This window comes from Agromyces mediolanus (assembly GCF_014648575.1).
GTDB lineage: Bacteria > Actinomycetota > Actinomycetes > Actinomycetales > Microbacteriaceae > Agromyces > Agromyces mediolanus.
On the sequence record NZ_BMRJ01000009.1, the window covers coordinates 32214 to 55497 of the forward strand.

The following is a 23284-nucleotide window of genomic DNA, read 5'->3' on the forward strand; positions in this document are numbered from 1 at the left end:
GCTGATGGGCTGGAACAATCCGGAGATCCCGTGGTCCGAGCTCGAGCGCAAGCTGTCCGACCGCCGCCGGCCGACGCCGTCGAAGCTCATCGCCGACGGTGGCGACGGCCCGGCCTTCAGCCGCAAGCGCGCCCCGTACCGGCCGAGCGAGGGGCTCGTCGCCCCGAGCGGGCCGCTCGTGCCCTACGCGGAGCTGCACGTGCATTCCAACTACAGCTTCCTCGACGGCGCCTCCCAGCCCGAGCAGCTCGTGGAGGAGGCCAGGCGGCTCGGGCTCTCCGGCCTCGCGATCACCGACCACGACGGCTTCTACGGCATCGTCCGCTTCGCCGAGGCGGCCGAGAGCTTCCCCGAGCTGCGCACGGTCTACGGCGCCGAGCTCTCCCTCGGTCTCTCCGCCCCGCAGCTGGGCGCCGCCGACCCCGAGGGCGAGCATCTGCTCGTCCTCGCCCGGGGCGAGGCCGGCTACCACCGGCTCGCGGCGGCGATCACGGCGGCGCAGCTCGCCGGGGGCGAGAAGGGACGCCCCGTCTACGAGCTCGAGCGGCTCGCCGAGCAGGCCGGGGGCGAGTGGGTCGTACCCACGGGATGCCGCAAGAGCGCGGTGCGCCGAGCCCTCGCGGCCGAGGGCGACGAGGGGGCCCGGCGCGAGCTCGACCGGCTGATCGGCCTGTTCGGCCGGGAGCAGGTGGTGGTGGAGCTCTTCGACCACGGACATCCCGGCGACCAGCGCGCGAACGACCGGCTCGCGACGATCGCGGCGAGTGCCGGGGTGCCGCTGCTCGCCACGAACGCCGTGCACTACGCGACGCCGGGCGAGCACCGCCTCGCGAACGCCCTGTCGGCGGTGCGGGCCAGGCGCAGCCTCGACGAGCTCGACGGCTGGCTGCCGGCCTCGAACGAGCAGCACCTGCGCAGCGGCGCCGAGATGCTCGCGCGCTTCGCCCGGTATCCGGGGGCGGTCGAGCGCTCCGTCGTGCTCGCCGAGGAGCTCGGCTTCACGCTCCGCAGCGCCCGGCCCCGGCTGCCGAGGCAGGAGGTGCCGGCGGGGCACACCCCGATGAGCTGGCTGCGCGAGCTCGTCCGGCAGGGCGCCGAGGAGCTCTACCCCGGCGTGCCCGAGCATGTGCAGCGGCGTCTCGACCACGAGCTCGCGGTCATCGAGCAGAAGGACTTCCCCGGCTACTTCCTGATCGTGCACGATCTCGTCGCCGAGGCGCGCCGGCGAGGCATCCTCTGCCAGGGTCGCGGCTCCGCCGCGAACTCGGCCGTCTGCTACGCGCTGCGGATCACCGCGGTGGACTCGATCAAGTTCGACCTGCCCTTCGAGCGCTTCCTCTCCGCCCTGCGCGACGAGGAGCCCGACATCGACGTCGACTTCGACTCCGACCGGCGCGAGGAGATCATCCAGTACGTGTACGCGAAGTACGGCCGGCAGAACGCGGCCCAGGTCGCGAACGTGATCAGCTACCGGCCGAAGGCGGCCGTGCGCGACATGGCGAAGGCGCTCGGTTACGGCACCGGTCAGCAGGACGCCTGGTCGCGGCAGGTGGAGCGCTGGGGCGCCGTCGTCGAGACCGACGACCACGACATCCCGGGTCCCGTGGTCGAGCTCGCCGAGCAGCTGCTCACCTTCCCGAGGCATCTCGGCATCCACTCCGGCGGCATGGTGCTCACCGACCGCCCGGTCGGCGAGGTTTGCCCGATCGAGCACGCCCGCATGCCGGGGCGCACGGTGCTGCAATGGGACAAGGACGACTGCGCCTGGATGGGTCTCGTGAAGTTCGACCTGCTCGGCCTCGGCATGCTCGCCGCGCTGCAGTACGCCTTCGACCTGATCGAGGCCCGCACCGGCGAGCACTGGGAGCTGCACTCCATCCCGAAGGAGGAGCCGGCCGTGTACGACATGCTCTGCCGCGCGGACTCCATCGGCGTGTTCCAGGTCGAGAGCCGGGCGCAGATGGGCACGCTCCCCCGGCTGAAGCCGCGCTGCTTCTACGACCTCGTGGTCGAGATCGCGCTGATCCGGCCGGGCCCCGTGCAGGGCGGCGCGGTGCACCCGTACATCCGACGGCGCACGGGCGAGGAACCGGTCAGCTACCTGCACCCGAAGCTCGAGCCGGTGCTGAAGCGCACCCTCGGGGTGCCGCTGTTCCAGGAGCAGCTCATGCAGATGGCCGTCGCCGTGGGCGACTGCACCGCGGCCGACGCCGACCTCCTGCGCCGGGCGATGGGCTCGAAGCGGGGGGTGCAGAAGATCTCGGAGCTGCAGGAGAAGCTCTACGCGGGGATGGCCCGCAACGGGCTCTCCCAGGCGGACGCCGACGCGATCTACGGCAAGATCGAGGCCTTCGCGAACTTCGGCTTCGCCGAGAGCCACGCCCTGGCGTTCGCGCTGCTCGTCTACGTGAGCTCGTGGCTGAAGCTGCACTATCCGGCGGCGTTCCTCGCCGCGCTGCTGCGGGCGCAGCCGATGGGCTTCTACTCGCCGCACACCCTGACCGCCGACGCCCGGCGGCACGGGGTGCGCATGCTCCGGCCCGACATCCTCCGCTCCGCGGTGCACGCGGGGCTCGAGCCGCTCGACCGGGTCGACGTCCGCGGTCCGCTCGGCGATCCCGGGCGGCCGCCGAGCGGCTCGGACGGATGCCTCGACGCGGAGCAGCCAGAGGTCGGCGCCTTCGACCGGACGGCGCCCGACCGTTCGGCCGAGCACCGCCGCGACGGCGCCTTCGCCGTGCGCCTCGGGCTCGCCGACGTCGCCTCGATCGGCACGGCGGTGGCCGAGCGCATCGTGGCCGAGCGCGAGTCGGGCGGCCCCTACCGCGACATGGCCGACACGGCGCGCCGGGCCGGACTCGACACCGAGCAGCTCGAGGCGCTCGCCGCCGCCGGCGCCTTCGAGACGTTCGGGCTGGCCCCGCGCGAGGCGCTGTGGCTCGCGGGCGAGGCCGCGCAGGACCGGGCGGAGTTCCTGCCGGGCTCGGTCGTGGTGGTGCAGCCGCCGCTGCTGCCCATCCTCAGCGAGGCCGAGCAGGTGGTGTACGACCTCTGGGCGACGGGCATCTCCCCCGACGACCATCCGATCCGGCACGCGCGGGAGGAGCTCGACGCGCGCGGCGCGGTGCGGATCGACCGCCTGCAGGCGGTGGAATCGGGGCGGCGCGTCGAGGTCGGCGGGGTCGTCACTCATCGGCAGCGCCCGGCGACCGCTTCGGGCATCACCTTCCTGAACCTGGAGGACGAGTCGGGCACCCTCAACGTGATCGCCGGGGTCGGCGTCTGGAACCGGTACCGGCGGATCGCGCGGGAGGCGCCGGCGATGGTCGTCCGAGGCATCCTGGAGCGCTCGCCGGAGGGCGTGACGAACCTCGTGGTCGACCGCTTCGAGCGGCTCACCGTGCAGGCGCCGCATCGCTCGCGGGACTTCCGCTGAGCCCGGCCGGCCCTCCACTCCCCGCGCGATCGCCGTGTCTCCGCCCGAGGGCCGAGCGGGTCGGTTAGCCTCGACCGGTGCCCGCCACCCCGCCCTTCGATCACGACCCCCACGACCGCTACGGCAGCGATGTGCTCGCCGGAGACTGGAAGGCCAGGGGGCGCCCGACGATCCCCGAGGTCGCGGCCGAGCGGGACCTCGTCGTGGAGCTCGCGGACTCGGGCTTCTGCGGTGCGATCCTCGGCATCGAGCAAGGCAATGTCGTGCTCGAGGACCGCTTCGGCGGGCGCCGGCTGTTCCCGCTCGGCCACGGCTTCCTCCTCGACGGGCGCGCCGTGCGGCTCGTCGCACCCAAGCCGAAGGCGCCGGCCGGTCGGCTGCGCACCGCTTCGGGCTCCTTCGTCGCCGAGGCGGCGCCCGCGAAGGTGGCGCTGCCGAGCCGCATCTTCGTCGAGGGACGGCACGACGCCGAGCTCGTGGAGAAGATCTGGGGCGCGGACCTCCGCGTCGAGGGCGTCGTCGTGGAGTATCTCGAGGGCGTCGACGTGCTCGCCGACACGCTCGCCGACTTCCGGCCCGGCCCGAAGCGCAAGGTCGGCGTGCTCGTCGATCACCTCGTGCCGGGGTCCAAGGAGCAGCGCATCGCGGATTCCGTGGCCCGCGGGCCGCACGGCGCGCACGTGCTCGTCGTCGGGCACCCGTACATCGACATCTGGCAGGCGGTGAAGCCGCAGCGGCTCGGGGTCGAGGCGTGGCCGGTCATCCCCCGCGGCACCGAGTGGAAGCACGGCATCTGCGCGGCCTTCGGCTGGCCGCACGCCGAGCAGGCCGACATCGCCCGGGCCTGGCAGCACATCCTCGGCCGGGTGCGCGGTTACGGCGATCTCGAGCCCGCTCTGCTCGGGCGCGTCGAGGAGCTGATCGACTTCGTGACCGCGCCGTAGTCGGTCCCCGCCCGGGCGCCCGGTACCGGCTCAGACCGAGAAGCCGCCGTCGCTGTGGATCAGCTGACCGGTCACCCAGCGCCCCTCCTCGGCGACGAGGAAGCGGACGAGGCGCGCGGCGTCCTCCGGGGTGCCGAGCCGCCCGCTCGGCTGCTCCGCGACGAGGGCGGTGCGGGTCGCCTCGTCCATCCAGCCGGTGTCGACCGGGCCCGGGTTCACGAGGTTCGATCGGATGCCGAGGCCGCCGAGCTCGCGGGCCGCGGCGACGACGATGCGGTCGAGCGCGCCCTTGCTCGCCCCGTAGGGCAGGTTGCCGACGGTGTGGTCGCTCGTGAGCGCGACGACGCTGCCGCCGCCGGCCGGGACCTGCTCCGCGAAGGCGCGGATCAGCAGCCAGGCGGCCCGGGTGTTCACCGCGAAGTGCCGATCGAAGCTCTCGGGGGTGGTGTCGAGCAGGCCGGAGTCGACGCTGTACGCGTGCGACAGCACGAGCGCGGAGACGGGGCCGAGCTCCGCGCCCACCTCGGCGAGGAGCCGTGCCGGCGCGGCGGGGTCGGCGAGATCGGCGTCGAGCCGCAGGCTGCGGACACCGTGCGCGGCGAGCTCGGCCTCGAGCAACGCCGGGTCGCGATCGGGGTCGCCGCCGTAGGGCAGCTCCCGGTCGCGTTCGGCCGAGCTCGTGACGGCCACGTCCCAGCCGTCGGCGGCGAGGGCGACGGCGATCGCGTGCGCGATCCCGTTTCGGCGGCCGGCTCCGGTGACGAGTGCGACGGGCATGCGGCTCCTCCCCGGCGCCTGCGGCGCACGGCTCGACTGACTCATGCCGCCCGTCCGGCGGCACGAGTCGCCACGCTAGCCGATCGTGGTGCCGAAGGCGAGGCCGAGCACGTAGGTCACGGCGGCGGCGCCGAGGCCGATCGCGAGCTGACGCAGTGCCCGCTTCAGCGGCGAGGCCCCGGACAGCAGGCCGACGGTCGCGCCCGTCGCGAGCAGCGCGATGCCGACGAGCACGGTCGCGAGGAGCACCGCGGGCAGCCCGGTCATGCCGAAGAGGTACGGCAGCACCGGGATGAGCGCGCCGGAGGCGAAGAAGCAGAAGCTCGAGAGCGCCGCGGCGAGCCCGGTGCCCACCGCCTCGTCGTCGTGCTCGGCGACGCCCAGGGCATCGGTCGGGGTCGGCTGCTGCTCGACGGCGTGCACTCTCGCGACGACGAGGGCGGCGTGCTCGGCGGCCTCCGCCGGATCCATCCCGCGGGCGCGGTAGACGAGCGCCAGCTCGTTGGCGTCGATGTCGAGGTCGGGCAGCGCCTCGCGGGCGGTCGGGTCGGGCGCGGACGCCTCGAGCAGCTCGCGCTGCGATCGCACGGACACGTACTCGCCCGCGCCCATCGAGAGCGCGCCGGCGAGGAGCCCGGCGATGCCGGTGAACAGCACGACGGGGGCCGGGACGCCCGTCGCGCCGATGCCGAGCACGAGGGCGAGGTTGGAGACCAGTCCGTCGTTGGCACCGAACACGGCGGCGCGGAAGGTCCCGGCGAGACGCCGCCGACCGCGCGCGGCCAGACCTCGGACGACTTCCCCGTGGATCCGCTCGTCGGCGGCCATCGCCGCGGTCGCGTCGGGATCGCTCGCATAGGGCGAGCGGGCCTCCGCCCGCTGGGCGAGCGCGAGGACGAAGATCGAGCCGAAGCGGCGGGCGAGCCCGCCGAGCAGGCGAGTGCGGATGTCCGCACGCGGGACACCGCGCTCGTCTCCGCCGAGCAGCCCCAGCCAGTGCGCCTCGTGACGGCCCTCGGCCGCGGCGAGGGCGAGCAGGATCTCGCGCTCCTCCCCCTCACGACGGGCGGCCAGCTCGCGATAGACGGCGGCTTCGGCGCGCTCGTCGGCGAGGTAGCGGCGCCACCTGGCTCGATCTGCGGCGGTGCCCTGCGGCGTGCTCATGCTGCTCCTTCTCACGGGCGCGCGTCGACGACGTCGGCCCGCGCCATCGCGTGGGCCGCGCTCGCGGCCTCAGCCAAGCTACCGGCGCGGCCGGTCGAAACGGCCTGAAACGGCGGGATTCGCAGCATTTCGGATTCCCGAACGTCCTTCGGTCCGCCGAAGCATCCTGGGGCGGCGGTGGCGGCGGGCGGCCGCCACCGGCGCGACTCAGCCGACGAGGTGCTGCCAGCCGTCGCCGGCGGCGTACTCGAAGATGAGGTTCGTCTCGGTGTGGGCGACGGCGGGGTGCCCGGTGAGGTGGGCGAGCACGAACTCCCGCAGCTCCTCGGCGTCGCGCGCGGCGACGTGCAGCAGGTAGTCCTCGGCACCCGCCATGTGGAAGACGGCGAGCACGCCGGGCAGGTGCGGCACGGCCTGCCGGAAGGCATCGATCTCGCTGCGGTCGTGCTTCACGAGGCGCACGGCGATGAGCGCCTGCAGGGAGACCCCGAGGGCGGCGAGGTCGACGTCGACGCGGAAGCTGCGGATGATGCCGAGGCTCTGCAGGCGGCGGAGGCGGAGCGAGACCGTGGACTCCGCGACCCCGACCTCGGCGGCCAGGGCTGCGCCGGAGGCGCGGGCGTTCGACGAGAGGGCGGCGATCAACGCCCGGTCGACGCGATCGAGTTCGGCTTTCTGCGCCATCGCACGCTCCTTCAGGAAGTACCTCGATGAATCTGCGACAAATGCTACCAGTACGCGGGAAGCTGCGACAGATCTTGATGATCTCTGCAGATCCTGCTTCATTGGCGGAATGCAGACTTCGACCTCGCGCTTCGAGACGCGCGCCGTGCACGCCGGGATGGACGGCGTTCGCGAACTCGGTTCCCATGTTCCTCCCATCGACCTCTCCACGACGAATCCGCTGCCCTCGGTCGAGCTCGGCGGGCGCTCCTACGAGGAGCTCGCCGGAGGCCAGGATCTCGGCGACGACCGCTCGGCGGTCTATCAGCGGCTCTGGCAACCGGGCGTCGCCCGCTTCGAGTCGGCCCTCGCGGAGCTCGAGGGGGCCGACGGCGCGGTCGCCTTCGCGAGCGGGATGGCGGCGCTCTCGGCCCTGCTCATCGCGACGGCGAGCGCCGGGCGTCCGCACATCGTGGCGGTGCGCCCCCTCTACGGCGGCACCGACCACGTGCTCGACACCGGGCTGCTCGGCACCGAGGTGAGTTGGGCGACCGTCGATGAAGTGGCCGACGCGGTCCGAGCCGACACCGGGCTCGTCGTCGTCGAGTCGCCGGCCAATCCGACGCTCGAGCTCGTCGACCTCGCCGCGCTCGCGCGCGCGGCGGGCACCGTCCCGCTCCTCGTCGACAACACCTTCGCGACGCCCGTGCTGCAGCGCCCCATCGAGCACGGCGCCGCGCTCGTGCTGCACAGCGCCACGAAGTACCTGGGCGGGCACGGCGACGTCATGGGCGGCGTCGTCGCGGGCGATCGCGAGTGGGTCGAACGTCTGCGGCAGGTTCGCGCGCTCACCGGCGGTCTGCTGCATCCGTTCGCGGCGTACCTCCTGCACCGCGGACTCCGCACCCTGCCGGTGCGGGTGCGCGCGCAGCAGGCGACCGCGGGCGAGCTCGCGCAGCGCCTCGCCGCGCACCCCGCCGTCTCGAGCGTGCACTATGCGGGTCTGCCCGGCCAGGACCCGCTGGGGCTCGTCGGCCGCCAGCAGGCGGGACCCGGTTCGATCATCGCGCTCGATCTCGACGGCGGCTTCGAGGCGGCGCAGCGCTTCGTGGAGGCGTGCGAGCTCGTCACGCACGCCGTCTCGCTCGGCGGGGTGGACTCGCTCGTGCAGCATCCGGCGTCGCTCACCCATCGGCCGGTCGCGGGCGAGGCGAAGCCCGCGGCGGGCGTCGTCCGGCTCTCGATCGGGCTCGAGCACGTCGACGACCTCGCCGACGATCTGCTGCGGGCGCTCGACGTCGCCGCGCTCACGGCGGCCCCGATGGCCTCGGACCGGCGCACGTTCGCGGCGGCCGCCGCGGACTGAGCGCCGGCTGCGTCAGCGGGCGCCGAGCCGCTTGCGCACGAACTCGATGCGCGCCTGGAGCTGGGTCACCGTCGCCTGCGCGACCGCGGGGCCGCCGCAGATGCGCCGCAGTTCGGAGTGCACCTGCGAGTGCGGCTCGCCGGTCTGCCGTGCCCAGAGTCCGACGAGGCTGTTCAGCAGCGCACGCTGCTCCTTGAGGGTGCGGTAGAGGGCGACGGGCTCGGCATGTTCCGCGTCGGCGACGGTGTGCTTGCGGCGCTCGCCGGCGCGGCGCGCCTGCCGGGCCTGGCGATGGCGGAGCAGCTCGGACACCTGCTCGGGCTCGAGGAGGCCCGGGATGCCGATGAAGTCGAACTCCTCGTCGCTGCCGGGCTCGGCGAGCGTGCCGAACTCGGTGCCGTCGTACACGACGCGGTCGAAGGTGGCGTCGGACGCGATCGCCTGCCAGGTGAACTCGGCGGAGAGCTCGTCGGACGCCTTCTCCTCGCGGTTCGCCGCCTCGAGCAGGCCGTCCTCCAGGCCGGGGTCGTCTCCCCCGTCGCCGTCGCGCCGGTCGAGCGCATGGTCGCGCTGCCGCTCCAGCTCGCTCGCGAGCGCCATCAGCACCGGCACATTCGGCAGGAAGACGGACGCCGTCTCGCCGCGGCGCCGGGCGCGCACGAAGCGGCCGATGGCCTGCGCGAAGAACAGCGGCGTCGAGGAGCTCGTCGCGTACACGCCGACGGCGAGCCGCGGCACGTCGACCCCCTCCGACACCATGCGCACCGCGACCATCCATCGGCTCGTCGACGCCGAGAACGCCTCGATGTTGGCCGAGGCCTCTTTGTCGTCGGAGAGCACGACGGTGACCCGTTCGCCGCAGATCTGCTCGAGCTGCTGCGCGTACGCGCGGGCGACGGTCTGATCGGTCGCGAGCACGAGTCCGCCGGCGTCGGGGATCGATTGGCGCACCTCGCTCAAGCGCCGGTCGGCGGCGTTCAGCACGGCGGGGATCCACTCCCCGCTCGGCTCGAGGGCGGTGCGCCAGGCGGCGGAGGTGATGTCCTTCGTGTTGTCCTCGCCGAGCCGGGCCTCCATCTCGTCGCCGGCCTTCGTGCGCCAGCGCATGTGGCCGGCGTAGACCATGAAGATGACGGGGCGGACGACGCCGTCGGCGAGGGCCCGGTCGTAGCCGTAGGCGTAGTCGGTGCGGGAGACGCGCACGCCCTTCGCGTCCGGGGCGTACTCGACGAACGGGATGGGCGCGGTGTCGCTGCGGAAGGGCGTGCCGGTGAGCGAGAGCCGCTTCGTGGCGGGCTCGAAGGCCTCGCGGATGGCGTCGCCCCAGGACAGGGTGTCGCCGCCGTGGTGCACCTCGTCGAGGATGATGAGACTGCGACCCGAGAGCGTGAGCTCGCGGTGCAGGGCGGGCCGCATCGCGACCTGCGCGTACGTCACGGCGACGCCGTGGAAGTGCCGCGCGGAGCGGCCGTGGGCGTTGCGGAAGCCGGGGTCGAGGCGGATGCCGACGCGGTCGGCGGCGTCGGCCCACTGCCGCTTCAGGTGGTCGGTGGGCGCCACGACGGTGATGCGATCGATGATGCGCCGCGCGCGCAGCTCGGCCGCGAGCCGGAGCGCGAAGGTCGTCTTGCCGGCGCCGGGCGTGGCCGCCGCGAGGAAGTCGCGGGGCAGCTCCCCGAGGTAGTGCTCGAGGGCTTCGGCCTGCCAGGCGCGGAGCTTGGACGCGGTGCCCCAGGCGGCGCGCTCGGGATAGGACGGCGAGAGGTGCTCGGCGGCCGAGGTGCCCGGGTGGGCGCCGTTCGGAATCACTGAGCTCATGAGGATACGAGGTTACCCGAGCCATCCGACCCTGGCGAAGCCGGATCGCCGACCGGGCGTGGCGCGCCGTCGAAGCGAGCCGCGCGCTCCGGCGACGTGTGCAGAATGGAGGAATGCCAGTCGGAGCAACGTCCAATGAATCCGCCGAGGCGGCGCCCCTCGAGCCGCGCCACCCGTGGTCGCGCTACGTCGCCCTGGGCGACTCCTTCACCGAGGGCATCGGCGACCCGGAGCCGACCGTGCCGGGCGGGCACCGCGGCTGGGCGGACCGTGTCGCGGAAGTGCTCGCGCAGGGCGACGACGACTTCGCCTACGCGAACCTCGCCATCCGCGGCCGGCTCATCCAGCAGATCATCGACGAGCAGATCGAGCCCGCGCTCGCGCTCCGCCCCGACCTGATCACGATCTCGGCCGGCGGCAACGACGTCATCCGTCCGGGCACCGATCCGGACGAGATCTCCGCCCGCTTCGAGTACGCCGTCGAGCGGCTCTCCCGCGACCGGGCCACGATCGTGCTGTTCACCGGCGTCGACGTCGGCTTCTCCCCCGTGTTCCGCGGCATCCGCGGCAAGGTCGCGATCTACAACGAGAACCTCCGCGCGATCGCGGCGAAGCACGACCTGCTCGTCGCCGATCAGTGGGCGCTCACCGAGATCCAGGACCAGCGCATGTGGGCGCCCGACCGGCTGCACCTGAACCCGCTCGGACACCACACGGTCGCCCGCATGGTGCTCGCGACGCTCAACGTCGACAACGACCTCGAGCCCTCGACGCCCGAGCCGCTCCCGGCCCGCAGCTGGCGCGAGGCGCGGGTGGGCGACCTCGCCTGGGCACGGGAGTACCTCGTGCCCTGGGTGGTACGGCGCATCCGCCACCAGTCCTCGGGCGACTTCGTCACCGCCAAGCGGCCGGATGCCGGTCCGTACGCCGTGCCGGGCGGAACCGAGCGCGGCTGACCGGGCGGACGACCGCGCGGGCGCTCAGCCGCGCCCGGCGCTCGCCGGGGCGTCGAGGGCGCCGGGGTTGCCGAGCCGCCACCAGGCGCCCGGGTCCTCGAGCGGGGCGTCCAGCCGCAGCGGCACCACGATCGAGCGGGATCCGGCGGTCACGGTCGCGGTGCCGACGTCGCTGCCGTCGGCGGCGGTCGTGACCGAGGCCGCGTCGACGGCGACCTCGACCGGGGTGTCGCTCCAGACGACGAGCCGGGCGGCTTCGCTCGCCTCGGCGTGCGCGGTCTGGCCCCACGGGGTGGCGTAGCTCGCGAGGTCCGCGCCCTCGTCGAAGACGGTGACCTCGCGGAAGCCGGGCGCGACGCTGTCCAGGAGCGCCGCGACCGCCTCGCGCAGGCTCGCGTGGTCGGGGGCGTCGAGCAGGACGCCGACGATCGTGACCGACTCGTCGCCGACCGGGACGTCGGCGGAGAACAGCAGGTTCGCCGCGTCGTCGGTGGTGCCGGTCTTGATGCCGTCGACGCCGTGCGTGCCCAGCAGCTTGTTCGAGTTCTCGATCGCGCCGAGCTCCGGCAGCTCCACCTGCTGGGTCGCGACGATCGAGGCGACGACGGGGTTCTCGAGCGCGAGCTCGCCGAGCCGGACGAGCTCGGCCGGCGTGCTCGTGTTGTCGAGGGAGAGGCCGCTGGAGTCGGCGATCACGGTGTGCTGGAAGCCGTGGTCGGCGAGCCAGGTCCTGGCGCGCTCGAGGAAGGCCTCCTGCGAGCCGAACGCCCAGTTCGAGATGGAGATGGCGTAGTTGTTGCCGGACGGCAGCAGCATCGCCTCGAGGCTCTGCACGAGGCTCAGCGAGATGCCGGGCTCCACGGGGGCGACGGAGCCGTTCTGGGCGATCATGTCCCAGTACAGCTCGACGTCGGCCTCCGTGTAGGCGAGCTCCGGTCCACTCTCCCCCGCGGCGACGGGGTTGGCGTCGAGCACGACGAGCGCGGTGATGATCTTGGTGATGCTCGCCGTCGGCAGCGGCGCATCCGCCGAGCCGCCGACGAGGAGCCCGTCGAAGCCGACCGCGCCGACCGCGTACCCGCCGAAGCCGGGCAATGCGAGCGGCTGCGCCGCCTGGGCGACCGGTTGCGGCGCGGTGACGACCGCCGCGGCCGCGGGGATCGGCGCGCCGAGCGCCCGCCCGACGTAGACGCCGCCCGAGACGAGCAGGGCGAGGACGATCGCGAGCGCGCCGAACACGACGATCCGGCGGCGACGGTACACCTGCGCCCTGGCCTGCCGCGCGGCCGCGGCGGGATCGCTGGCGGACTCGGCTGGCTCGGTGCCGGCGCGGCGCGGGCGCGCGGCGTCGTGCTCGGCCTCGCGGCCGGGGGCTTCGGTCGTCATCGACTGCGAGCCTAGCCGCCTGACCCGTGCTCGGGCTGGAGGTCGGTCAGCGCGTACAGGACCACCGCGGCGGCCGCGGCGACGTTCAGCGAGTCGACCTCGTGCAGCATCGGGATCGTCACGATGCGGTCGGCGGCGGACAGCGCCCGTCGGCTGAGGCCGTCGCCCTCCGCCCCGAAGACGAGCGCGAGCCGTTCCGGCGGGTCCTTCGCGAGCGTGCGCAGCGAGACGGCGTCGTCGGCGAGGGCGAGCGCGGCGACCTCGAAGCCGTGCTCGTGGAGGAGCGGGGCGGCCTCGTCCCAGTCCGGCAGCCGCGTCCACGGCACCTGGAACACGGTGCCCATGCTGACCCGGACGCTCCGGCGGTAGAGCGGGTCGGCGCAGCGGGGGCTCACGAGCACCGCGTCCGCACCGAGGCCGGCGACGGAGCGGAAGATCGCCCCGACGTTGGTGTGATCGACGATGTCCTCGAGCACCACGACGCGCCGGGCGTCGCGGAGCAGTTCGGCCGGGGCGGGGAGCTCGGGCCGCTCGAACGCGGCGAGGGCGCCGCGGTGCACGCGGTAGCCCGTGATCTGCTCGAGCTGGGCCGCGTCGGCGAGGTGCACCGGCACGTCGTAGGCGGCGAGCAGCGGCTCGAGCCCCGCGAGCCACTTCTCCTCCATCAGCACGGAGCGCGGCCGGTGCCCGGCCGCGAGCGCGCGGGCGATGACCTTGGCGGACTCGGCCAGGTAGATGCCGCGCTCCGGCTCGGTCGCGCTGCGCAGCGCGACGTCCGTGAGATCGGCATAATCGGCGACGGCGTCGGATGCCGCGTCGCGCACTCGTTCGACGTGCAATGGTCCTCCCGGCCCCAAGCCTGCCATCCCAGGAAACAAACTCGAAAAGCGCGGTGTTTACCATCGTGGTACTCGTCCCGTGAACGCCGTCGATTGGAGCCGTGTGAGCACCAGCACTGCAGAGCCCGCCGTGGCGGGCCTGGACCGCGCGATCGACGTGCTCGGCGCCGGCACCGTCGCCGTCCTCACCGGGGCCGGCGTGAGCACGGACTCGGGCATCCCCGACTACCGCGGCGAGGGGGCCCCGCGGCGCTCCCCGATGACGTTCCAGACCTTCGTCGGCTCCGAGCCGGCGCGCAAGCGCTACTGGGCGGGCAGCCACCTCGGCTGGCGCTCCTTCGGCTCCGCGCAGCCGAACGACGGCCACCGCGCGCTCGCGCGGCTCGAGGCGTCCGGGGTGGCGAGCGGCGTCGTCACGCAGAACGTCGACGGGCTGCACCGCCGCGCGGGCAGCCGCCGCGTCGTGGAGCTGCACGGCGGCATGGACCGCGTCATCTGCCTCGCCTGCGGTCAGCTCTTCGCGCGCGAGGCGATCGCCGAGCGGCTCACCGCGCTGAACCCGGGGCTCGAGCCCGAGCTCGAACGGGCCATGCGCACGAACCCGGACGGCGACGTCGAGGTCGACGACGTCGCGGGCATGCGCATCCCCGAGTGCTCCGTCTGCGGGGGCATGCTGAAGCCCGACGTGGTCTTCTTCGGCGAGTTCGTGCCGGTCGAGACCTTCCGATCCGCGGCCGGCGTGGTCGAGGCGGCCGACTCGCTCCTCGTCGCCGGCAGCTCGCTCGTCGTGAACTCCGGCATCCGCCTCATCGAGCTCGCCCGGCGGCGGCGCCTGCCGATCGTCGTCGTGAACCGCGGCGAGACGAAGGGCGACGGCCGGGCCGCGGTGAAGATCGACGCCGGCACCACCGAGACCCTGACCGCGATCGCCGATGCCCTCGCGTCGTGAACACGCAGGTGCGTCTGCGAGCATGGTCGGATGACCGGGCTCAGCAGGATGCCGCTCCAGCCCGTCACGATCGCGCTCGTCCGGCACGGCGAGACCGACTGGAACCGTGAGCGGCGCATCCAGGGGCTCACCGACATCCCGCTGAACGACACCGGCCGGCAGCAGGCGGCCGCGACGGCCGAGGCGCTCCGCGACGAGTCGTGGGACGCGATCTACGCGAGCCCGCTCTCGCGTGCGGCCGAGACGGCGTCGATCATGGCGGCCGGGCTCGGCCTCGCGGAGCCCGTGCACGTTCCCGAGCTCGTCGAACGGCGGCACGGCGCGCTCGAGGGCCTCGACCCAGAGGGCCGGGCCGCGCTCGAGGCATCCGCAGCGACGATCGAGGGGCTGGAGCCCCGATCCGCCGTCATCGAACGCAGCTCGGCGGCGCTCCTCGCGCTCGCCGAGCGGCACCCGGGCGGACGCGTGCTCGCAGTCGCGCACGGCGGGGTCATCCACTCGCTGATCCTGCACCTCAGCGATTGGACGCTGCCCGCCCCCGGCTACCGCATCGACAACGGTTCAGTGCATCTCGTGCGCGTCGTCGACGGGACGCTCGAGCTCGTCGAACCGGAGCGGCTGACCGGCACCGGCGACTGACGCGCGCTCAGGCGCGTCGTCGTCGCGTGCGCCGGCCGCCCTGTTCGGCGACCGTGCGCTGCATGAGCTTGAGCAGCCGTTCCGCGGACGCCGCCCAGGTGTAGCCCGCCGCGCGCTCCACGGCCAGCTCGGATCGCCGCGTCCACTGGTCCCCGGCTTCGAGGTCGCGCACCGCGCGGACGAGGTCGTCGGGATCGTTCGGGTCGAAGTAGAGGGCGGCGTCGCCGCCGATCTCCCGGAAGATCGGGATGTCGCTGACGACGATCGGCGTGCCGAGGCGCATCGCCTCGACGAGCGGGATGCCGAAGCCCTCCGCGCGCGAGGCGTGCACGAGCGCGGTCGCGTTCGAGAGCAGCTCGGCGTACTCCTCGTCGCTCGCGCCGTCGTGGAACACGATCCGCGCGTCCGGGGCGAGCCGGGTGAGCCGGCGGCGCTCCTCGTCGCCGATCCGACTCATCAGGTGCAGCTCGTGGTCCGGCAGCTTCGCCGCCGCCCGCACGAGCGTGTCGACGCCCTTGTACGGCATGAACGAGCCCATGTAGACGAGCCGGCCGCGAGTCGGGCGCTGCCGCGGCAGCTCGGGCCGGCCGAGCTCGTCCGAGGCGTTCGGCACGACGGTGACCTCGCGCTTCGTGAGCCGGTGCTCGGCGATGAGCCCCGCCGTGGTCTCGGAGACCGTGACGACGCGGTCGGCGCGGTTCAGGAGCACCCGCTGCGGCCACCACGCCAGGTGGTAGAGCCGCCAGAGCAGCCGCACCGGCCACGGCAGGTTGCGCGGCGGGGTCCGGTTCTCGTAGTAGATCAGGTCGTGCAGGGTGAGCAGCAGCCGGTAGTCGCGGCCGAGCGAGCCCATCGTCTGCATCGGCGAGAAGACGATATCGGGCTTCAGCCGCTTCACCTGCAGGGCGACGAACGGCTCGAGCGGGCTCGTGGGCCCGCTCACGAGCTGCCAGGGCAGCTCGGGCAGCAGCTCGAGCTGGCGGTGGTCGTTGATCAGCATCGTGACGGGATGGCGCTTGCCGAGCTCGCCGACGAGGCCGGCGGTGAACCGGCTGATGCCGTCGTGCTGCCCGATGCGGGTGTACCTGCAGTCGAAGACGATCCTCACGCGGCCGCTCCGTGCGGCACGAACCCGAGGATGCGGCGCGCGGCGTCGCCCGGCGCCTCGTAGTGGATGAGGTGTCCGACCTCGGGGATGACCTCGAGGCGCGCGTCCGGGAAGCGTCCGACGAGCACGTGCTGCGCCGAGAGCGGCGTGATGTCGTCGCGCTCGGCGGCGACGAGCAGCACGGGCACGTCGATCCGCGGGGCGAACTCGCGCACGTCGTGGCTCACCGAGGCCCGGAACGCCTCGAGCAGGCTGTCACGATCGCTGAACGCCGAGAAGTAGCGGTCGTGCTGGTCGTGGATGAAGCGGCGCAGCTCCCGCGACCGGGTCTTCGCCATCGTCACGCTCATCACGCGCACGATCGCCCGGCTCTTCAGCACCGCGAAGCCCGCCCGCTCCGGGAGTGCCGCGGCGGCGCGGTAGTAGGCGACGGCGAGCCGCGTCATGATGCCCCGGGGGCCCTCGAGCGCGGGCGCCCCGATCGGGTTCACCAGCACGAGGCGCTCGGGACGGAGCCCGCCGGCGACCGCTGCCGACGCCACGATCGAGCCGAACGAATGCCCGAGCAGTGTGTAGGCGCCGCCGAGCTCCAGCGAGGCGACGAAGGCGTCGAGCCACGCGGCGTAGCCGGCGATGTCGTGGGGGCCGTCGAGCGGGGCGGACTCGCCGAAGCCCGGAAGGTCGGGCGAGACGATGCGGAAGCCCGGGAGGTTCGCCACGATCGGCTCGAGCCCGTGGTGGTCGCCGCGGAAGCCGTGCACGAGCACGATCACGGGCGCGCCCGGCTCGCCGTACTCCCACCAGGCGGTCGTCGAGCCGAGCACGGTGGTGCGGTGTTCGCGCACGGGGATGCGCTCGAGCTGGGCGGCGTAGGGCGAGGCGGTCATCCATTCCAGTCTACGGCGCGGCAGCCCGGAGCTGTCGGAGGCCGCACGTAGGGTGACGGCATGATCGATGCCACCGCCGACTGGGCCGACACCCTCGCCGTCTTCGACCTCGAGACCACGGGCATCGACATCGACACCTGTCGTATCGTCACCGCCTACGTCGGCGTGCTCGACCGCGACGGGCGGGTCGTCGAGCAGCGCAGCTGGCTGGCCGACCCCGGGGTGGAGATCCCCACCGCCGCGAGCCTCATCCACGGTGTCTCGACGGAGCGCGCCCGGGCCGAGGGGCTGCCGGCGGCGCGCGTCGTCGCCGAGATCGTCGCGGCCCTCGCCGACGCCGCGGCGCGCGGGCTGCCGATCGTCGCGTACAACGCCGCGTACGACCTCTCCGTGCTGTCGCGCGAGGCCGAGCGCTACGGGGTCGCTCCCCTGCCGGGCCCCGGGCCCGTCGTCGATCCGCTCGTCATCGACAAGGCGGTCGACCGCTACCGGCGCGGCAAGCGCACGCTGACGGCTGCGGCGGCGCACTACGGGGTCGAACTCGTCGATGCCCATGACGCCGGTGCCGACGCCGCGGCGGCGGGCCGGGTGGCGCAGGCGATCGCCCGCAGGTACCCCGAGGTGGCGGTGCTGGCCGCGGCCGAGCTGCACGAACGGCAGGTCGACTGGGCGCGCCTGCAGGCCGAGAGCTATCAGGACTGGCGGCGGCGCAACGGCGAGCCCGAGTTCGTCGCCGTGGGCGCCTGGCCGCTGCGGTAGCCCGTCCGCTGCGGTAGCCCGGCCGCCGCGGGAACCCGGCCGCTGCGCGGCGTCGCGCCCGGCCATCCGTCCGAGAACGACGAACGGGCGGGCGACCCGAAGGTCGCCCGCCCGTGTCGCGGTGGTCTTAGTTGGAGCCGCCGAAGCCCTTGAAGCGCTGGTTGAACTTCTCGACGCGGCCGGCCGAGTCCATGATGCGCTGCTTGCCCGTGTAGAACGGGTGCGACTCGCTCGAGATCTCGACGTCGATGACCGGGTAGGTGGCACCGTCGAGCTCGATCGTCTTGTCGCTCGTCGCGGTCGAACGCGTGAGGAACGTGGCGCCCGACGCCAGGTCGCGGAAGACGATGGCGTTGTACTCGGGGTGGATGTCGGTCTTCATGAAGACTTCCTTGATCAGTAATCGAGATGGATGGGGATTCCGCCGCCGTGGCCGACTGCTCGGTTGGCGCAGTACGGCGGCAGGGAAGCTCGGTGGCCCTCGGGCCAGCTCACGAGTTTAGCAGACGCAGCGCGATGCCGCCCTCAGGCGGTCGCCCGCGCGGCGAAGCGGCCGTCGTTCTCGCTCAGCTCGATCGGCAGGCCGAAGGTCTCGCTCAGCGTGTCGGCGGTGAGCGCCTCGGCGAACGGGCCCGACGCGACGACCTCGCCCTGCTTGAGCAGGAGGGCGTGCGTGAAGCCCTGCGGGATCTCCTCGACGTGGTGGGTGACCATGACGATGGCGGGCGAGGCCGTCGACGACGCGTAGCCGCCGAGGAGTCCGACGAGCTCCTCGCGGGCGCCGAGGTCGAGGCTCGCGGCCGGCTCGTCGAGCAGCAGCAGCTCGGGGTCGGTCATCACGGCGCGGGCGATCTGCACGCGCTTCTGCTCGCCGTCGGAGAGGCTGCCGAAGCGGCGATCGGCGAAGCGCTCGAGGCCCCACTCGGAGAGCACGCGCTGCGCGCGACGGAGGTCGATCTCCTCGTACTCCTCGTTCCAGCGGCCCGCGACCGAATAGGCGGCGGTGAGGACGACGTCGAGCACGGTCTCGGACTTCGGCAGCTTGCGGGCCATCGCGGACGAGGCGAAGCCGATCATCGGGCGGAGCTCGAAGACGTCGACCTTGCCGAGCGACTCCAGCAGCACCTCGGCTTCGCCCGAAGTCGGGTGCATCGCGGCCGCGGCGATCTGCAGCAGCGTGGTCTTGCCGGCGCCGTTCGGGCCGAGCACCACCCAGCGCTCGTCGGCCCTGACCGTCCAGTCGATCCCGTCGAGGATGGTGTTCCCATCGCGGACCACCGACACATCGCTGAACTTCAGAACCGTGCTCGCCATGCGATCCATGCTATCGGCAGCCGGGGGCCTCGATGGCCCACGCCCGAACCCGTGAGCCGGGCCCGTCAGCGCGCGAGCGCCGCACGGTACACCTCGCGGGTGCGCTCGGCGATGGCGGCCCAGCCGAAGTGCGCCTCGGCCCGCACACGGCCGGCCGCGCCGAACCGACGGGCGCCGTCAGGATCGGCGAGCACCCGCTCCAGCGCGGCGGCGAGATCGGCGACGTAGCGCTCGGGATCGAGGGGCGTGCCAGTGCCGTCATCGGCCTGTTCGATCGGCACGAGCACACCGGTGACCCCGTCCTCGACGACCTCCGGGATGCCGCCGGTGGCCGTGCCGACGACAGCCGCCCCGCACGCCATGGCCTCGAGGTTGACGATGCCGAGCGGCTCGTAGATCGAGGGGCAGACGAACGCGGTGGCCGCGGTGAGCAGCGCCGTCAGTTCGCTCCGCGGCAGGTGCCGGTCGATCCAGACCACGCCGTCGCGCTCGCGACGGAGCTCCTCGACGAGCGCCGTGACCTCGGCCATGATCTCCGGGGTGTCCGGCGCGCCCGCGCAGAGCACGAGCTGGGCGTCGGCGGGCAGCCGGCGCGCGGCGCGGAGCAGGTACGGCAGCCCCTTCTGCCTGGTGATCCGCCCGACGAACACGACCGAGGGGCGGTCGGGATCGACGCCCAGCGCACGCACGAGCGCGTCGTCGTCGTTCGGCGCCCAGTCCACGAGGTCGATGCCGTTGTAGACGACCTCGACGCGGGCCGGGTCGATCGCCGGGTACGCGCGGAGGATGTCTCGACGCATCCCCTCGCTCACCGCGATCACGGCGTCGGCGTCCTCGAAGGCGGTGCGCTCCGCCCACGACGACAGGGCGTATCCCCCGCCGAGCTGCTCGGCCTTCCACGGCCGCAGCGGCTCGAGGCTGTGCGCGGTGACGACGTGCGGGATGCCGTGCAGCCGCTTCGCGGTGAAGCCGGCGAAGTTCGCGTACCAGGTGTGCGAGTGCACGAGCTCGGCGCCGGAGACGTCGCCGGCCATGAGCAGGTCGACGCCCATCGTGCCGAGCGCGGCGTTGCGGCCGTCGAACTCGGCCGGCGGCGCGTACGCGAAGGTGCCGGGTTCCGCTCTCGGAGCGCCGAAGCAGCGGACGCGGACCTCGAGGTCGCGACGGAGCGCCCGGACGAGTTCGGCGACGTGCACGCCGGCGCCTCCGTAGACCTCCGGCGGGTACTCCCTGGTGAGCAGATCGACCAGCATGCCGCCACGCTAGCGCAGCGCGGTGCGGCCTCGCTGGACTCGGATCGACTCGGAGGGGACGAATCCGGCCGCCGCTCGTTACGCTGGGGACCATGGTTGCGCGCAAGGTCTTCGCGATCGTCCTCGCCGGCGGCGAGGGCAAGCGATTGATGCCCCTGACCGAGGACCGTGCGAAGCCGGCCGTGCCCTTCGGCGGGCAGTACCGGCTCATCGACTTCGCGCTCTCCAACCTGCTGAACTCTGGGCTGCGCCAGATCGTCGTGCTCACGCAGTACAAGTCGCACAGCCTCGACCGCCACGTCTCGCAGACCTGGCGTCTGAGCGGGCTGCTGAACTCGTACGTCGCCTCGGTGCCCGCGCAGCAGCGGCTCGGCAAGCGCTGGTTCTCCGGATCCGCGGACGCCATCCTGCAGAGCCTGAACTTGATCCACGACGAGCGGCCCGATCTCATCGTCGTGGTGGGTGCCGATCACGTGTACCGCATGGACTTCGCGCAGATGGTCGACGCCCACGTCGAGTCCGGCGCCGCCGCCACGGTCGCCGCCATCCGCCAGCCGATCTCGCTCGCCGACCAGTTCGGCGTCATCGAGGTCGACGCCGATCAGCCCGACCGCATCTCGCGCTTCCTCGAGAAGCCGACCCACCCGGTCGGCCTCCCCGACGCGCCCGGATCGGTGCTCGCCTCGATGGGCAACTACGTGTTCGACGCCGACGCGCTCATCGACGCGGTGAAGCGGGACGGGGACCGCGCCGACTCCGGGCACGACATGGGCGGCGACATCATCCCGGCGTTCGTCGAGGAAGGGCGCGCCGGCGTCTACGACCTGCAGCGCAACGACGTGCCCGGCGCCACCGACCGCGACCGCTACTACTGGCGCGACGTCGGAACCATCGACTCGTACTTCGAGGCGCACCAGGACCTCATCTCGGTGCTGCCCGTGTTCAACCTCTACAACCGGGAGTGGCCGATCTTCAGCCAGCAGCTCAACTCGCCTCCGGCGAAGTTCACGAGGGACGCCCGCGGCGCCCTCGGCACCGTCATCGACTCGATCGTCTCGCTCGGTTCGGTCATCTCCGGCGCGCACCTCGAACGCAGTGTCATCGGGCCGTGGGCGATGGTGGGCTCCGGCGCCCACGTGGCCGACTCGATCCTCTTCGACCGCGCCCGCATCGAGGGCGGTGCCACGGTGCGCCGGGCCATCCTCGACAAGGAGGTCGTCGTCGAGGAGGGCGCCCAGGTGGGCATCGACCGGCAGCAGGATCTCGCGCGCGGCTTCATCGTGACCGAGAGCGGCATCACCGTCGTGGGCAAGGGCTCGCGCATCCGGGCTCGCGCGTGAGCGCCGCAGCCCCGGCCGCCTCGCGCGGCCCGCTCGTCGTGCTCGACGCGGACTCGACCCTCATCCGTGAGGAGGCGATCGAGCTGCTCGCCGAGGAGGCCGGAACACTCGCGCACGTCGCGGCCGTCACCGAGCGCGCGATGCGCGGCGAGCTCGACTTCGCGGAGAGCCTGCGCGAGCGGGTGGCGACGCTCGCCGGACTGGATGCCTCGATCCTCCCCCGCGTGCGGGAGCGGATGACCCCGACGCCGGGTCTCGACCGCCTCATCGCGGGCGTGCATGCGGCGGGCGGGCGAATCGGCGTCGTCTCCGGGGGCTTCCATGAGCTCCTCGATCCGCTCGCCGAACAGCTCGGCCTCGACCACTGCCGGGCGAATCGGCTGGAGATCGACGGCGGGCGGTTCACCGGGCGCGTGCTCGGTCCGATCATCGATGCGGAGGCGAAGGCGGTCGCGCTCGCCGAATGGGCGGCGGCCGGCGGCATCCCGATCGCCCGGACGATCGCGGCCGGCGATGGCGCGAACGACCTGCGCATGCTCGAGACCGCAGCGCTCGGCGTCGCGTTCTGCGCGAAGCCGGTCGTGCGCAGTCGCGCCGATGTCGTCATCGATCGCCCGGACCTCTCGCAGCTCCTCCCCCTCGCCGGGCTCGCCGACGCCGGGTAGCGGTCGGACGTCGCCGCGCCGCGGAGCTCGGACGGACGCCCTCTGCGGCGGTTCCGCCGGCAGGCAGAGCAGGGGCGCCGAGCTGGCTCGGCGACCGGGAGGCTCAGTTCTCGGGTGCGGGCTGCTCCGACCGGTACTGCGTGCTCGCAGCGAGTTCCTGCCTAGCTTCGCGGCGCGGATTCCCGACCGATCGTCGCTGCGCTCCCCCGATGCGGCGCTGTGCTCCGGTAGGCCTGCCTGACGCCACACTTTGGCGTGGCCGCGAGGCGGTGGTCGAGGACCGGGCGTGGCTGTGTCTGACCTTGCCGTACCGCAGCGCGCGCACGGCGGTGCAGTGCTCACGGCGGTCCAGTGCGCGCGGTGATGCAGCTCGCAGCGGCAGCGCTGCGTGGCCCGTGCTCAGAATGGTGCGGGTTCTGGGTAGTGCGCTGACTCGCGGTGGGGCGGGGCTTCGGGCGTGCTTGGTGGGCGCTGGGGTGGGTGCAGGTGTTGGGGTGTGGTGGTGGCGGTGTGGCCGGTGGGGGTGTGCCAGGTGATGGTGCCGTTGGGTGCTTTGGTGACCTGGAAGCGGGTGTGGTGTTTGAGGGTGTGGTCGGTGCGGCAGGTGGGGGCGAGGTTGGTGGTGTTGGTTGGGCCGCCTGCGGTCCAGGGGGTGAGGTGGTCGAGGTCGCTTTGGTGGGCGGGGCGGGTGCAGCCGGGTCTGGTGCAGGTGCCGTAGTGGTGGGTGAGCCAGCGGCGTTGGGCGGTGGTGGTGCGGTATCGGGTGCGGTCCAGGGTGAGTGGGGCGGCGGTGATGGGGTCGGTGATCAGGCGGAGGAAGGTGGGGGCGTGGGCGAAGAGGTGGCGGGCGGTGTCGTCGTCGATGGGGCCGTGGCCGTCGAGTTCGGCCGGGGTGTACCCGACCGCCACCCCACCCGCAGCGTCGGTACCCGTGGTGCCGGTGCCGCTGGTGGTGGTGCGGGTGAGGGTGAGGGCGGGGATGGTGATGAGGATCTCGGTGCGTACGGCGGTGGGGGTTCCG

At 73.1% G+C, this 23284-nt stretch carries 21 protein-coding genes; 9 read left to right on the top strand and 12 right to left on the bottom strand.

Translation table 11 applies throughout. The features are described 5' to 3' along the window. The first annotated feature begins 4 nt into the window (after positions 1 to 4). Positions 5 to 3436 (top strand): error-prone DNA polymerase, encoded by a 3432-nt coding sequence (locus tag IEY71_RS18120; RefSeq protein ID WP_189086790.1) that lies wholly within the window; start codon positions 5 to 7, stop codon positions 3434 to 3436. A 77-nt stretch (positions 3437 to 3513) separates the two neighbouring features. Then, positions 3514 to 4380, top strand: a complete 867-nt coding sequence (locus IEY71_RS18125; RefSeq protein ID WP_189086791.1) for a DUF3097 domain-containing protein — start codon at positions 3514 to 3516, stop codon at positions 4378 to 4380. A gap of 30 nt (positions 4381 to 4410) precedes the next feature. Here the strand turns inward: IEY71_RS18125 and IEY71_RS18130 are convergent, their stop codons facing one another. The 3 genes from IEY71_RS18130 to IEY71_RS18140 form a co-directional block, all read right to left on the bottom strand. Then, positions 4411 to 5157, bottom strand: a complete 747-nt coding sequence (locus IEY71_RS18130) for an SDR family oxidoreductase (RefSeq protein WP_189086792.1) — start codon at positions 5155 to 5157, stop codon at positions 4411 to 4413. Positions 5158 to 5232: 75 nt separating this feature from the next. Beyond that, positions 5233 to 6321, bottom strand: a complete 1089-nt coding sequence (locus IEY71_RS18135) for a VIT1/CCC1 transporter family protein (RefSeq protein ID WP_189086793.1) — start codon at positions 6319 to 6321, stop codon at positions 5233 to 5235. Between the two features lie 207 nt (positions 6322 to 6528). Then, entirely contained in the window at positions 6529 to 7005 is a 477-nt protein-coding gene (locus tag IEY71_RS18140; RefSeq protein WP_189086794.1) for an Lrp/AsnC family transcriptional regulator, read from the bottom strand. A gap of 109 nt (positions 7006 to 7114) precedes the next feature. Between IEY71_RS18140 and IEY71_RS18145 the strand changes: the two genes are divergently transcribed. After that, a complete protein-coding gene (locus IEY71_RS18145; RefSeq protein WP_189086795.1) occupies positions 7115 to 8350 on the top strand; it encodes a trans-sulfuration enzyme family protein in 1236 nt (411 codons plus the stop codon). Positions 8351 to 8362: 12 nt separating this feature from the next. On the opposite strand, the gene IEY71_RS18150 is transcribed toward IEY71_RS18145, so the two are convergent. Then, positions 8363 to 10168, bottom strand: coding sequence for a DEAD/DEAH box helicase (locus IEY71_RS18150; RefSeq protein WP_189086796.1), 1806 nt, complete (start codon positions 10166 to 10168; stop codon positions 8363 to 8365). A 113-nt stretch (positions 10169 to 10281) separates the two neighbouring features. Here IEY71_RS18150 and IEY71_RS18155 point away from each other — a divergent pair, with 113 nt between their 5' ends. Continuing rightward, entirely contained in the window at positions 10282 to 11124 is an 843-nt protein-coding gene (locus IEY71_RS18155) for an SGNH/GDSL hydrolase family protein (protein ID WP_189086797.1), read from the top strand. A gap of 24 nt (positions 11125 to 11148) precedes the next feature. Here IEY71_RS18155 and IEY71_RS18160 read toward each other — a convergent pair whose 3' ends face one another. Both IEY71_RS18160 and IEY71_RS18165 read right to left on the bottom strand, forming a co-directional pair. After that, positions 11149 to 12510 (bottom strand): D-alanyl-D-alanine carboxypeptidase family protein, encoded by a 1362-nt coding sequence (locus IEY71_RS18160; protein ID WP_189086798.1) that lies wholly within the window; start codon positions 12508 to 12510, stop codon positions 11149 to 11151. 11 nt (positions 12511 to 12521) lie between these two features. Further along, positions 12522 to 13349 (bottom strand): TrmH family RNA methyltransferase, encoded by an 828-nt coding sequence (locus tag IEY71_RS18165; RefSeq protein WP_189086799.1) that lies wholly within the window; start codon positions 13347 to 13349, stop codon positions 12522 to 12524. A 103-nt stretch (positions 13350 to 13452) separates the two neighbouring features. On the opposite strand from IEY71_RS18165, the gene IEY71_RS18170 reads away from it, so the two are divergent. Beyond that, entirely contained in the window at positions 13453 to 14298 is an 846-nt protein-coding gene (locus IEY71_RS18170) for a Sir2 family NAD-dependent protein deacetylase (RefSeq protein WP_189086800.1), read from the top strand. Between the two features lie 30 nt (positions 14299 to 14328). Continuing rightward, positions 14329 to 14937, top strand: a complete 609-nt coding sequence (locus IEY71_RS18175) for a histidine phosphatase family protein (RefSeq protein WP_189086801.1) — start codon at positions 14329 to 14331, stop codon at positions 14935 to 14937. A gap of 7 nt (positions 14938 to 14944) precedes the next feature. Here IEY71_RS18175 and IEY71_RS18180 read toward each other — a convergent pair whose 3' ends face one another. Further along, positions 14945 to 16045 carry a glycosyltransferase family 4 protein gene (locus IEY71_RS18180; RefSeq protein WP_189086802.1) on the bottom strand — a complete coding sequence of 367 codons (1101 nt, stop codon included), beginning with the start codon at positions 16043 to 16045 and terminating at the stop codon, positions 14945 to 14947. Continuing rightward, positions 16042 to 16932 (bottom strand): alpha/beta fold hydrolase, encoded by an 891-nt coding sequence (locus tag IEY71_RS18185; RefSeq protein ID WP_189086803.1) that lies wholly within the window; start codon positions 16930 to 16932, stop codon positions 16042 to 16044. The genes IEY71_RS18180 and IEY71_RS18185 overlap by 4 nt, the downstream gene beginning before the upstream one ends. A gap of 60 nt (positions 16933 to 16992) precedes the next feature. On the opposite strand from IEY71_RS18185, the gene IEY71_RS18190 reads away from it, so the two are divergent. Continuing rightward, positions 16993 to 17691, top strand: a complete 699-nt coding sequence (locus IEY71_RS18190; protein WP_189086804.1) for an exonuclease domain-containing protein — start codon at positions 16993 to 16995, stop codon at positions 17689 to 17691. A gap of 127 nt (positions 17692 to 17818) precedes the next feature. Here the strand turns inward: IEY71_RS18190 and IEY71_RS18195 are convergent, their stop codons facing one another. The 3 genes from IEY71_RS18195 to glgA all read right to left on the bottom strand — a co-directional run bounded on the left by IEY71_RS18195 (position 17819) and on the right by glgA (position 20258). Next, positions 17819 to 18073 carry a type B 50S ribosomal protein L31 gene (locus tag IEY71_RS18195; protein WP_189086805.1) on the bottom strand — a complete coding sequence of 85 codons (255 nt, stop codon included), beginning with the start codon at positions 18071 to 18073 and terminating at the stop codon, positions 17819 to 17821. A 143-nt stretch (positions 18074 to 18216) separates the two neighbouring features. Next, positions 18217 to 19005, bottom strand: a complete 789-nt coding sequence (locus IEY71_RS18200) for an ABC transporter ATP-binding protein (protein WP_189086806.1) — start codon at positions 19003 to 19005, stop codon at positions 18217 to 18219. A gap of 65 nt (positions 19006 to 19070) precedes the next feature. After that, positions 19071 to 20258: a glycogen synthase gene (glgA, locus tag IEY71_RS18205; protein ID WP_189086807.1), complete on the bottom strand. Its 1188-nt coding sequence runs from the start codon at positions 20256 to 20258 to the stop codon at positions 19071 to 19073. A 92-nt stretch (positions 20259 to 20350) separates the two neighbouring features. Here glgA and glgC point away from each other — a divergent pair, with 92 nt between their 5' ends. Both glgC and serB read left to right on the top strand, forming a co-directional pair. Next, positions 20351 to 21598 (top strand): glucose-1-phosphate adenylyltransferase, encoded by a 1248-nt coding sequence (gene glgC, locus IEY71_RS18210; protein WP_189086808.1) that lies wholly within the window; start codon positions 20351 to 20353, stop codon positions 21596 to 21598. Further along, positions 21595 to 22263, top strand: a complete 669-nt coding sequence (gene serB, locus IEY71_RS18215; protein ID WP_189086809.1) for a phosphoserine phosphatase SerB — start codon at positions 21595 to 21597, stop codon at positions 22261 to 22263. The genes glgC and serB overlap by 4 nt, the downstream gene beginning before the upstream one ends. Positions 22264 to 22662: 399 nt before the next feature. Here serB and IEY71_RS18220 read toward each other — a convergent pair. Beyond that, on the bottom strand, positions 22663 to 23284 hold a 622-nt coding region (locus IEY71_RS18220), incomplete at its 5' end, for an HNH endonuclease signature motif containing protein (RefSeq protein ID WP_189086810.1).

Bases quoted from the DNA above. Each gene is read 5' to 3' on its own strand.
- IEY71_RS18120 (WP_189086790.1), top strand. From the start codon at position 5: ATGGGCTGGAACAATCCGGAGATCCCGTGGTCCGAGCTCGAGCGCAAG.
- IEY71_RS18130 (WP_189086792.1), bottom strand. From the start codon at position 5,157: ATGCCCGTCGCACTCGTCACCGGAGCCGGCCGCCGAAACGGGATCGCG.
- IEY71_RS18135 (WP_189086793.1), bottom strand. From the start codon at position 6,321: ATGAGCACGCCGCAGGGCACCGCCGCAGATCGAGCCAGGTGGCGCCGC.
- IEY71_RS18140 (WP_189086794.1), bottom strand. From the start codon at position 7,005: ATGGCGCAGAAAGCCGAACTCGATCGCGTCGACCGGGCGTTGATCGCC.
- IEY71_RS18145 (WP_189086795.1), top strand. From the start codon at position 7,115: ATGCAGACTTCGACCTCGCGCTTCGAGACGCGCGCCGTGCACGCCGGG.
- IEY71_RS18150 (WP_189086796.1), bottom strand. From the start codon at position 10,168: ATGAGCTCAGTGATTCCGAACGGCGCCCACCCGGGCACCTCGGCCGCC.
- IEY71_RS18155 (WP_189086797.1), top strand. From the start codon at position 10,282: ATGCCAGTCGGAGCAACGTCCAATGAATCCGCCGAGGCGGCGCCCCTC.
- IEY71_RS18160 (WP_189086798.1), bottom strand. From the start codon at position 12,510: ATGACGACCGAAGCCCCCGGCCGCGAGGCCGAGCACGACGCCGCGCGC.
- IEY71_RS18175 (WP_189086801.1), top strand. From the start codon at position 14,329: ATGACCGGGCTCAGCAGGATGCCGCTCCAGCCCGTCACGATCGCGCTC.
- IEY71_RS18185 (WP_189086803.1), bottom strand. From the start codon at position 16,932: ATGACCGCCTCGCCCTACGCCGCCCAGCTCGAGCGCATCCCCGTGCGC.
- IEY71_RS18190 (WP_189086804.1), top strand. From the start codon at position 16,993: ATGATCGATGCCACCGCCGACTGGGCCGACACCCTCGCCGTCTTCGAC.
- IEY71_RS18195 (WP_189086805.1), bottom strand. From the start codon at position 18,073: ATGAAGACCGACATCCACCCCGAGTACAACGCCATCGTCTTCCGCGAC.
- IEY71_RS18200 (WP_189086806.1), bottom strand. From the start codon at position 19,005: ATGGCGAGCACGGTTCTGAAGTTCAGCGATGTGTCGGTGGTCCGCGAT.
- glgA (WP_189086807.1), bottom strand. From the start codon at position 20,258: ATGCTGGTCGATCTGCTCACCAGGGAGTACCCGCCGGAGGTCTACGGA.
- glgC (WP_189086808.1), top strand. From the start codon at position 20,351: ATGGTTGCGCGCAAGGTCTTCGCGATCGTCCTCGCCGGCGGCGAGGGC.